Annotated in this window: 8 protein-coding genes; 6 read left to right on the forward strand and 2 right to left on the reverse strand. The window is 71.1% G+C overall.

The features are described 5' to 3' along the window. Positions 1–63: 63 nt before the first annotated feature. The 5 genes from mmsA to DBR36_RS17075 all read left to right on the forward strand — a co-directional run bounded on the left by mmsA (position 64) and on the right by DBR36_RS17075 (position 5,784). Positions 64–1,590 (forward strand): multiple monosaccharide ABC transporter ATP-binding protein, encoded by a 1,527-nt coding sequence (mmsA, locus tag DBR36_RS17055; RefSeq protein ID WP_108320877.1) that lies wholly within the window; start codon positions 64–66, stop codon positions 1,588–1,590. Next, positions 1,577–2,842 (forward strand): multiple monosaccharide ABC transporter permease, encoded by a 1,266-nt coding sequence (mmsB, locus tag DBR36_RS17060; protein ID WP_258222978.1) that lies wholly within the window; start codon positions 1,577–1,579, stop codon positions 2,840–2,842. Before mmsA ends, mmsB begins: the two co-directional genes overlap by 14 nt. Before the next feature lie 145 nt (positions 2,843–2,987). Next, the gene (locus tag DBR36_RS17065; RefSeq protein WP_108320872.1) at positions 2,988–4,316 is read left to right on the forward strand and encodes a histidine kinase; all 1,329 of its coding nucleotides are present in this window, start codon (positions 2,988–2,990) and stop codon (positions 4,314–4,316) included. Further along, positions 4,304–4,969 carry a response regulator transcription factor gene (locus DBR36_RS17070; RefSeq protein ID WP_108320873.1) on the forward strand — a complete coding sequence of 222 codons (666 nt, stop codon included), beginning with the start codon at positions 4,304–4,306 and terminating at the stop codon, positions 4,967–4,969. The genes DBR36_RS17065 and DBR36_RS17070 overlap by 13 nt, the downstream gene beginning before the upstream one ends. Further along, complete coding sequence (locus tag DBR36_RS17075; protein ID WP_108320874.1) at positions 4,966–5,784, forward strand: hypothetical protein; 819 nt, start codon at positions 4,966–4,968, stop codon at positions 5,782–5,784. The genes DBR36_RS17070 and DBR36_RS17075 overlap by 4 nt, the downstream gene beginning before the upstream one ends. Here the strand turns inward: DBR36_RS17075 and DBR36_RS17080 are convergent. Then, positions 5,747–6,658, reverse strand: coding sequence for a DMT family transporter (locus tag DBR36_RS17080; RefSeq protein ID WP_108320875.1), 912 nt, complete (start codon positions 6,656–6,658; stop codon positions 5,747–5,749). The two genes, DBR36_RS17075 and DBR36_RS17080, sit on opposite strands and share 38 nt — an antisense overlap. Positions 6,659–6,698: 40 nt before the next feature. Here DBR36_RS17080 and DBR36_RS17085 point away from each other — a divergent pair, with 40 nt between their 5' ends. Then, complete coding sequence (locus tag DBR36_RS17085; protein WP_108320876.1) at positions 6,699–7,196, forward strand: MarR family winged helix-turn-helix transcriptional regulator; 498 nt, start codon at positions 6,699–6,701, stop codon at positions 7,194–7,196. 74 nt (positions 7,197–7,270) lie between these two features. On the opposite strand, the gene DBR36_RS17090 is transcribed toward DBR36_RS17085, so the two are convergent. Further along, the coding region (locus DBR36_RS17090) for a DUF3418 domain-containing protein (protein ID WP_258222979.1) at positions 7,271–8,509 on the reverse strand (1,239 nt) is incomplete at its 5' end.

Here is an 8,509-nt window from a genome sequence, read left to right on the forward strand (position 1 = left end):
CCATCATCCCCACCGGCCACGAGCCGGTTCTGCAAGGAGGACCTCGTGAGCACCATCCTCGAGATGCGCTCGATCACCAAGGAGTTCCCCGGCGTCATCGCGCTCGCCGACGTGTCGCTGACCGTCGAGCGCGGAACGGTTCACGCCATCTGCGGCGAGAACGGCGCGGGCAAGTCCACCCTCATGAAGGTGCTCAGCGGTGTGTATCCCGCGGGCGACTACCGAGGCGAGATCGTCTTCGACGGCAACACCGTCGAGTTCAAGGACATCCGCGACAGCGAGGCCGCCGGCATCGTCATCATCCACCAGGAGCTCGCGCTCAGCCCCTACCTCTCCATCGCCGAGAACATCTTCCTCGGCAACGAGATCACCCACCGCGGTCTGATCGACTGGGATGCCACCAACCGCGAGGCCGCCAAGCTCCTCGCCCGCGTGGGTCTGGGCGACAGCCCCGACGTCCCCGTCAACGAGATCGGCGTCGGCAAGCAGCAGCTCGTCGAGATCGCCAAGGCGCTGTCGAAGGACGTGAAGCTCCTCATCCTCGACGAGCCGACCGCGGCGCTGAACGACGACGACTCCGAGCACTTGCTCGACCTGATCCGCCACCTGCGCGGTCAGAACATCACCTGCATCATCATCAGCCACAAGCTCAACGAGATCCGCGCGATCGCCGACGAGGTCACGATCATCCGCGACGGACGCACGATCGAGACGCTCGACGTCGCGACCGGCGGCACGAGCGAGGACCGCATCATCCGCGGCATGGTCGGCCGCGAGCTCGAGAACCGCTACCCCGACCGCGACGTCGAGATCGGCGACGAGGTCCTGCGCATCGAGGACTGGAACGTCAGCCACCCCACGGATGCCACGCGCACCGTCATCCACCAGGCCAACCTGAACGTGCGGGCGGGCGAGGTGGTCGGCATCGCCGGTCTGATGGGCGCCGGGCGCACCGAGCTCGCGATGAGCGTGTTCGGCAAGAGCTTCGGCTCGCGCATCTCGGGCAACGTCTACATCAACGGCAAGAAGGCGGACACCTCGACGGTGCCGAACGCGATCCGCAGCGGCCTCGCTTACGTCACCGAGGACCGCAAGGGCGCCGGCCTGAACCTGATCGACACGATCAAGCGCAACATCTCGCTCGCCGGGATGCGCAAGCTCGTCAAGGGCGGGTTCGTCGACGGCGACGAGGAGTACCTCGTGGCCAACCGCTACCGCAAGTCGATGAACATCAAGGCGCCCAGCGTCGACGTGGTCGTCGGCAAGCTCTCGGGCGGCAACCAGCAGAAGGTCGTGCTGTCGCAGTGGCTCTTCTCGGACCCCGAGGTGCTCATCCTCGACGAGCCGACCCGCGGTATCGACGTCGGCGCCAAGTACGAGATCTACACGATCATCAACGCCCTCGCGGCGCAGGGCAAGGGGGTGCTGGTCATCTCGTCCGAGCTGCCCGAGCTCCTCGGCATCTGCGACCGCATCTACACCCTCAGCGAAGGCCACATCACCGGCCAGCTCCCCATCGAAGAGGCCACCCCCGAGGCACTCATGGTGCTCATGACGAAGGAAAAGGAAGCCGACCATGTCAGCGCTTGACAACACCGTGACCCCGCAGGGTCCTGCCACGCCGAAGGGCCCCGTCGGCGGTGGCGCCGGCGGTGCCGGCGGCGGCCTCGTGCAGTTCTTCACGTCGCGCCTGCGCGAGATCGGCATCTTCATCGCGCTGATCGTCATCGTGCTGCTGTTCCAGGCCCTCACCGGCGGGCGCCTGCTCACCGCGGGCAACGTGTCGAACATCATCGTCCAGAACAGCTACATCCTGATCCTCGCGATCGGCATGGTGATGATCATCATCGCCGGCCACATCGACCTGTCGGTCGGCTCGGTCGCCGCCTTCGTCGGCGCGGTGTCGGGTGTGCTCATCGTCCAGTGGGGTCTGCCCTGGTGGCTCGGCATCCTGCTCTCGCTCGTGCTCGGCGCGGTGGTCGGCATGTGGCAGGGCTTCTGGGTGGCGTACATCGGCATCCCGGCGTTCATCGTGACCCTCGCGGGCATGCTGCTCTTCCGCGGTCTGACCCAGATGACGCTCGGCAACACGCAGATCACGCCCTTCCCGACCGAGTACCGCCAGCTCGGCGGTGGCTACCTCTTCCCCGACCTGTTCCCCGCGAGTTCGTCGCCGGCGGAGTGGATCACGGTCGCGCTCGGTGTGCTGACGCTCGTCCTGTTCGTCGTGGCCCAGGTGCGCCAGCGCGCCAAGCGCGCGGCCCTCGAGCTGCAGAACGAGCCGCAGGCGGCGTTCCTGGTCAAGGTCATCGGCGGCGGCGCGCTCATCGCGTACCTCACCTACCTGCTCGGCGTCGCTCCCGGATCGCGCGGCACGCCCATCGTGCTCGTGGTACTGGCCCTGCTGATCATCGGCTACTCCACCGTGATGAGCCGGAGCGTCTTCGGCCGCCACATCTACGCCATCGGCGGCAACCGCACCGCGGCGAAGCTCTCGGGCATCAACACCCGTCGCGTCGACTTCATGCTGTTCGTCAACATGGGCTTGCTCGCGGCCCTCGCCGGCATCGTGTTCACCGGTCGCCTCAACTCCGCCGGTCCCGGCGCGGGAAACCTGTTCGAACTGGATGCCATCGCGGCCTCGTTCATCGGTGGTGCGGCCGTGCAGGGTGGTGTCGGCCGCGTGGTCGGCGCGATCGCCGGTGGTCTGGTCATGGGTGTGCTCAACAACGGCATGTCGCTCATGGGCATCTCGACCGACGTCCAGCAGTTCATCAAGGGTCTCGTGCTGCTGCTGGCCGTGGCCTTCGACGTGTGGAACAAGAACCGCACCCGCGGTTGAGCCACGCTCCCCTCGGACGCCCCGTCGCCTCGTGCGGCGGGGCGTTCGCGTGTTCCCGGTGACGCACGCGCCTTCGGGATAACCCGAAACGAGGCGGGGGGTGACCGGGCGGCGCCGCGCGAGCGGGCGTCCTACCGTGGAACGCATGACCACGGCATCCGTTCTTCCGCCTCCGCCCCCCGCTCCCGGGCCCGCGCCGGCCGCACGCCCGACCGGTGAGCTCGACACCGTCGCCCCGAAGGTGCGGGTGAACACGCCGGGCCGCGTCTTCGGCGCCGCGGCGCAGCTCGCCGCGCTGGGCGTGATCGGGCCGGCGGTCTTCACCACCATCTTCACCGTGCTCGGCTGGGGCCTCGGTCTGCTCGCCGCCCTGCTGTTCGGCGTCGTCCTCCTCGTCGCCCTCGTCTACCTGCTCTTCGCGGTCGCCTGGTTCGAGCGGGCGCGCCTGGACGGGCTCTACGACCTGGGCCTGGCGTCGTTCCGCCTGCGCCGCAGCCCGCGGCCGGGTTTCGTCGGCTGGTTGCACTCGCTGTGGCTGCAGACCATCGCGCCCGCGCAGTGGCGGGCCCTCGCGTCGTTCGCGATCTCGACCGTGCTGGGCCTCGTGACGCTTGCGGCCATCGGCGCGGCCGCGTGGAGCGTGGCGATCGGTCTGAGGCCGCTGTTCGGCACCTCTGACGCGCGCTTCTTCGGGGGGCTCTTCGTGACGGGTCCCTGGGCCCCGGCGGTGGGTCTCGCGGGCATCGTCCTCAGCCTCGCGGTCGTCATCGGGCTCGCGATCCTCCACGGCGTCATCGCCCGGGCGATCTTCGTCCCCTCCCGCGAGGCGCAGCTGGTCGAGCAGGCTCGTACCTCCGACACCCGGCGGGCCGGTGCCGTCCGCGCCGCCGAGGTGGAGCGCACGCGCATCGAACGCGACCTGCACGACGGCGTCCAACCGCGGCTCGTGTCCATCGGCATGACGCTGGGCCTGGCCCAGACCAAGATCGACGACGACCCCGCCGCCGCCAAGGCGCTGATCGCCGAGGCGCACGCCTCGACCAAATCGGCCATCACCGAACTGCGCCAGTTGGCCCGTGGCATCCATGCCTCGGTGCTGGAGGACCGGGGACTGGATGCCGCCCTCTCGGCGCTGGCGTCGCGGTCGCACATCCCGGTGACCCTCGACGTGCGCCTGCCGCGCCGCTGCGGTCGTGCGGCGGAGGAGGCCGTGTACTTCGCGATCGCCGAAACCCTCACGAACGCCGCGAAGCACTCGCGCGCGGCGGCGTGCCGGGTCGACGTCCGCGTCCGCGACGACGGCTCGCTGTGGGCCCGCGTCGAGGACGACGGGCTCGGCGGGGCGCGGATCGTCCCCGGCGGAGGGCTGGACGGCATCGTCAACCGCATCGGGGCGGCCGGCGGGACGGCGCGGATCGACAGCCCGCAGGGCGGTCCGACCACGGTGGAGGTGAACGTCCCGTGCGCATCCTGATCTGCGAGGACTCCGTCCTGCTGCGCGAGGGGCTCGTGCGCCTACTCGCCGACGACGGCCACGAGGTGGTCGCCGCCCTCTCCGACGCCGAGGGACTGGACGCCGCCGTGGCCGACACGACGCCGGACCTGTGCATCCTCGACGTGCGGCTCCCTCCGACGTGGACCGACGAGGGCATCCGGGCGGCGATCGCGCTGCGGTCACGGCATCCGGGTCTCGCCGTCCTCGTGCTGTCGCAGTACGTCGAGGAGCGCTACGCGGCCGACCTCATCGCCGACGGGCAGGGCGCACTCGGCTACCTGCTGAAGGACCGGGTGGCCGACGTCGCCGACTTCCTCGACGCGGTCGCCTCGATCGCGGGGGGTGCCACCGTGCTCGATCCCGAGGTCGTCTCGCAGCTGCTGACGCGGCGCCGTCGCGACGAACGGCTGCAGAGTCTCACCGAGCGCGAGCGAAGCGTCCTGGCGCTGATCGCCGAGGGGCGATCGAACCAGGCCATCGCGGGCGCGCTGTTCGTGTCCGAGGCCAGCGTCGAGAAGTACATCACCGCCATCTTCACCAAGCTCGGGCTCGAGCAGGACGACACCGGCAACCGCCGCGTGATCGCCGCCCTCGTGCACCTGGGCCACGATCACACCGGAGCGACCTCATGAGCATCGACACCCCTCCTCCCGCGCCGCCGCGTCGTCGCGGTGCCGCGTTCGCGATCTCGATCGTGACCATCGTGGCCGGTGGGTTCATCGCGCTGGGAACGTTCCTCGGCACGGGTCTCTCCGCCGCGCACGGCATGGCCTCGTCGCGGTGGGACGCGACGGTGGGCGACCAGGTGTCGTCCGCGGCCGAGAGCGGGACGCTGTCGTCGCTCGACGTCCAGGTGGCCGGCGCGCGGCTCTCGATCGTCTCGGGCGACGTCGAGGCCCCCGAACTCGACGCGGCGACGAGCGGACCGAACGCGTGGACCCTCGAGCGCGACGGCGACCACCTGCGGGTGGTCTCGCCGACCGGTTCGTTCATCGACCCGGATTCCCGGGCGACCCTCACCCTGCCGCGCGGGTCCTCCGTCGACGCCGACGTCCGCGTGAGCGGGGGAGCGCTCGACGTCCAGGGCGACTTCGACGCTCTGGACCTCGAGGTCAGCGGGGGGAGCGCGACCGTCTCGGGCACCGCTCGTTCCGTCGACCTGTCGCTCGCGGGGGGCTCGGCGTCGGTCGACCTCACCGACGCGTCGACCGCCGCGTTCGACGTGGCCGGCGGCCGACTGACCGCCGCGCTCGCGGGCACGACGCCCGAGGCGACCCGCGTCGAGGTGACCGCCGGCTCGGCCGACGTCACTCTTCCCGACGACGAGTACGCCGTGACCACCGACGACGGCGTGGGCACAGTCGACAACGCTCTGCGCACGAGCCCCGACGCCACCGCGCAGGTCGACGTCACGGCGACGATGGGCCGTGTGACGCTGCGGTCGTGACCTCGCGCGAGGGGCCGGGACGCTCCCGGTCCCTCGCGCGGCTCGTGACGGCGACCGCTCCGAGCACGAGCAGGATGCCGAGCACCTGCGGCAGCACCAGGGATTCGCCGCCGACCACCACGCCGAGCAGCACGCCGGTGACCGGATTGAGCAGACCGATGAGGCCCACCGTCCCGGCCGGCAGGTGCCGGAGACCGGTGAACCAGCAGACGAACGCCAGGGCGGTGGCGATCACCGCGATGCCGGCGTACGCGATGAGGCCCGCGGCATCCACGCGCGGCGGAGGACCTTCGACGACGCCCGCGACGACGACCAGCACGGTGCCGCCGGCCGTCAGCTGCCAGGACGTGGTGGCCAGCAGAGGCGTCTCGTCCCGCCAACGGGTGGTGAGGATGGCCCCCAGCGACGATGCGAGCAGCGCGACGACGGACATCGCGACACCGAGCGCCGAGACCGAGCCGCTGCCGAGCCCGACCACGAGCAGAACGCCGACGAGGCCGGCGATCGCGCCGAGCGCCCACCGCACGGTGGGGCGCTGAGCGAGCAGGGGCCAGGCGAGCCCGGCGAGGGCCAGCGGGGCCAGGGCCATGATCGACGAGGCGATCGACGAGGGCAGCAGCTGCGCCGCGACGTAGATGAGCACGAAGAACGCACCGAAGTTCAGCATCCCGAGCAGGGGCGCCTTCCACCACCACGCCCCGCGCGGTCGGCGGTGCGCGAGCGCCCACAGCAGCAGACCCGCCGGAAGGGCGCGCAGCGCCGCGCCCCAGAGCGGAGCGTCCGCCGGCAGGAGGTGCCGTGTCACCACGTAGGTCGCCCCCCACGCGACGGGGGCCACGGCGGTCACGGCGACGATCCGCCATTTATCTTCCATGGAAGGCACTATAGCTTCCATGGAAGATAGAGTGGATGCCATGACCCCGACGACCGACCGCGTCGACATCCTCACCTCTCAGTGGGAGGTCGAACGTCCCGACCTCGACGTCTCGCCGATGCAGGTGATCGGACGCCTGCACCGCCTCGCCGATCACCTGCGCGACGAGCTGCTCGCGGTCTACCGCCGCTACGGCCTCGGCGAGGGGGAGTTCGACATCCTCGCCGCCCTCCGCCGCGCCGGGGAGCCGTTCGCCGCGGCCCCCGGGGAGCTCGCGCGCCACACGATGGTGACCAGCGGGGCGGTGACCAAGCGCGTCGACCGGCTCCTGGCATCCGGTCTCGTCGTGCGCGACGACGACGCGGACGACGGGCGCGCGCGGGTCATCCGCTTGACGCCGGCCGGACGCCGGGTGATCGACGAGGCCTTCACCGCCCACATCGCGAACGAGCAGCGTCTGCTCGCGGGGCTCGACGCCGATCAGCGACGCGCGCTCGAGGCCCTTCTTCGCACCTGGGGCGCGTCACTCGGCGTGTGATGCCGGTCCCGTTCTCCGCGTGAGTGGTCAGAAGGCGTCGCTCCGCGGGCCGCGAAGGCGACACCCCTCGCGACTTATGCGCCCTTGAGAGCCTTCGCGATGCGCTGCGGCGAGACGGGCTCGGCGGTGCCCAGGCGCTGGGCGAACAGGCTCACGCGCAGCTCCTCGAGCAACCACCGCGTCTGCACCAGGTTGGCCGGAGCGTCGGCCGGAAGGGGCACGGCGCCGCCGGCGTCGGTGAATCCAGCGGTCGCGCGCTCGTACTCGGTCATGCGCTGCCGGTCTCGGCCAGGGTTGTCGGCGAGGGTCTTCACCCGCTCCAGCGCCCCCGCCAGGTACCGCGGCAGGTGCTGCAGGCGCGACAGGCCCGTCCGCGACAGGAACCCCGGGAAGATCAGCCCCTTCAGCTGACCGCGCACGTCGTTCAGCGCCCCGAGCAGCGTGATCGACGAGGCATTCTTCATCGCCCGCTCGACCTCGCGCTGGGCCAGCAGGATCTTCGCCGCGAGCGACACGGTCTGGAAGGTGCGGTCCACCGAGACCGACGAGAACGCGTCGCGCACCCGCTCGAACTCCGCTTTCGTGCGAACGACCCCGGTGGAGCTCTCGCGCAGGAGCACATCGTCGGCCAGCGCCACGCGCGCGTCCTCGATGAGCGCCTTGGCGTTCTGGTACGGGGATGCCGCGAGCGCCAGCTTCTCGTTCGCGGTGAGGTGGTCGAGCACGTACGCCGCCGGTGACGGCACGGCCAGCAGCATCAGGCGGCGGATGCCGGCGCGGGTGTGGCGCGCGGCGTCCTCGGGTGTCGCCTCGACGCGCAGGGCCACGCTCGCGCCCTCGTCGACGAGCGCCGGGTACCCGCGCACCACCCCGCCCGCGACGGGAGTGTCGACGACCTCGGTCAGCTCGTCGAAGTCCCACGTCGTGAGTGTCGACCGGGATGCGAACGCCGGCGACGCCTCGGCGACCTTCGCCGCCGACCGCGCGGCGGGGCGCTCGCGGGTCACGGCCGATTCGACGCTGGAGCGGGCGCGGTCGGCGAGCCGGCGCTGCAGGGCGCCCAGATCGCGGTCCGAGCCGATCGCCCGGCCGCGCGCGTCGACGGCACGGAACGAGGGCAGCAGGTGCGCCGGGACGCGATCGAGTTCGAAGTCCGCCGCGCCGACGCGCTGGTTCGCGACGCGCTGCACGAGCGCGGCGAGGGCGTCGACGAGCGTCGTGCGGGGGAGTCCGTTCGCGTGCTCGGGGCCCTTCTCGGCCAGCTCGGCCGAGAACTTCTCGGCCCAGTCGGCCGCGGGCACGACGTTGCGGCG

Origin of the sequence: Microbacterium sp. HMWF026 (assembly GCF_003061325.1) — a bacterium.
Lineage (GTDB): Bacteria > Actinomycetota > Actinomycetes > Actinomycetales > Microbacteriaceae > Microbacterium > Microbacterium testaceum_E.